Below are 1,583 nucleotides of genomic sequence, written 5' to 3' on the forward strand. Positions count from 1 at the left end.
GTGGCACAAACTCCACCGGCACGCCCTCGGCATCCAGCATCCGTTGCGAAACATGCCGTGCCGGGGCAAAGACAAGGTGCCGGTCGCCGGGATGCGCCTCTGCCACCCTGCGCGCAAAGGACAGTGACAGCGCGGCCTCGGGCGATTTCAGCCAGTCGAGGTCGGGGCGATAGATCAGCCAGACATGCGCCCCGCCCGCTTGGCCGACATAGAAGCGGCCCTCGTCCATCTGCGCCGGGTCGAGGGGCTGCGCCGTCGCCATGTGGAACAGCACGCCCGCAAGCGCATCAAAGGTCGGAAGGTCCGCACCCGTCAGGATGCGGTCAAGCTCTACCGGCTCGCCCAAGGTGCAATAGGTAAAGCTTCCGCCCAGCCCCTCGGCCCGCTCCGCGACCGACCTTTCGCCGGTCACGACAAGCTCGCCGTCCTTCACCTCTTTCCTGATCCGGTCGAATTCATGGCTGTGCAGGTTCTCGATACCCTGCACCCGCTGCACCAGATCGCCCGCCCGTTCGATGGCGCGCCAGTTGAGCCGTTCGCGCAAAAGCTCGGTCCTCTGCGTGCCGGTGAAGTTATAACCGGTTATTACGCGCCGCACCCGCTCGGCGGTCAGCCGGTCGGCGTAATCCTCCATCTCGACAAGGATGAAGCGCCTGTTGCCGCCATCGCGTTTGTTCGCTTCAAGCACGGCATGGGCGGTGGTACCGGAACCGGCGAAGGAGTCGAGGATTATAGAACCCTTGTCAGTTGCGAGGTCCAACACCTTGCTGATCACTTGAACGGGCTTCGGGGTGGCAAACAAATCACTGGCGTAGTCGTCACCAAAAACCTGCTTCAGCGTGACTTTTGCTCGCCTCGTATGCCCTGTTTCCTCTACATTCGCCCACAAACTTGACGGCGGAAGCCCCTTTTGATCAGCAAGGTAAGTTCGACGTATTACCCGTTTTCCGTCATCGGAGTACCGGAGTTCACCCGTCGCAAACTTTTCATCCATTGTTTCACGTGACCAGCGCCAACCGTTCGGAGGGTGCTTTATCATGCTTCCATTTGGGCCGGGATAGTCGAATTGAAGAGTTGGTCTTATGGCGGGGTTCTGAATGTCCGCGCCGTCATACCACGGCCCCCTCGGGTCATTGTCTGGATTCTTGTAGTGTGACCTTTTTTCAGGGCTGTCGAGAAAGTTTGGAGCCCAGTAGGGGTTTTTTGAATAGACAAAGATTGTATTGAAGTCCTGCGAAAACTGCGTGACGTTGTTGCTGCTGCTATCCGAATGCCGCCAAGCTATCTCGGTAATGTAGCCGCCTCGCCCAAACACCTCATCCAAAATCTGCCTGAGCAGATGATCTTCATTGTCGTCAATCGTAACCCAAAGGCTCCCGTTATCGGCGAGAAGCTCATGCAAGAGGCGAAGCCTCGGCCACATCATGGCGCACCATTTGTCGTGGCGCAGCCCGTCATCAACTCCGACTGGATTGGAATTCAGCCATTCCTTGATCATCGGCGCGTTGACGTTGTCGTTGTAGCACCAGCCCTCGTTACCGGTGTTGTAGGGCGGGTCGATAAAGATGCAGTCCACCTTGCCC

1 protein-coding gene is annotated in these 1,583 nt (G+C 58.3%); it reads right to left on the reverse strand.

Translation table 11 applies throughout. The features are described from left to right. Nucleotides 1-1,583: site-specific DNA-methyltransferase (locus tag IM708_RS20925; RefSeq protein ID WP_209428481.1), on the reverse strand; the 1,583-nt coding region annotated here is incomplete at both ends.

Source organism: Pararhodobacter sp. SW119, from assembly GCF_017811755.1.
Lineage (GTDB): Bacteria > Pseudomonadota > Alphaproteobacteria > Rhodobacterales > Rhodobacteraceae > Pararhodobacter.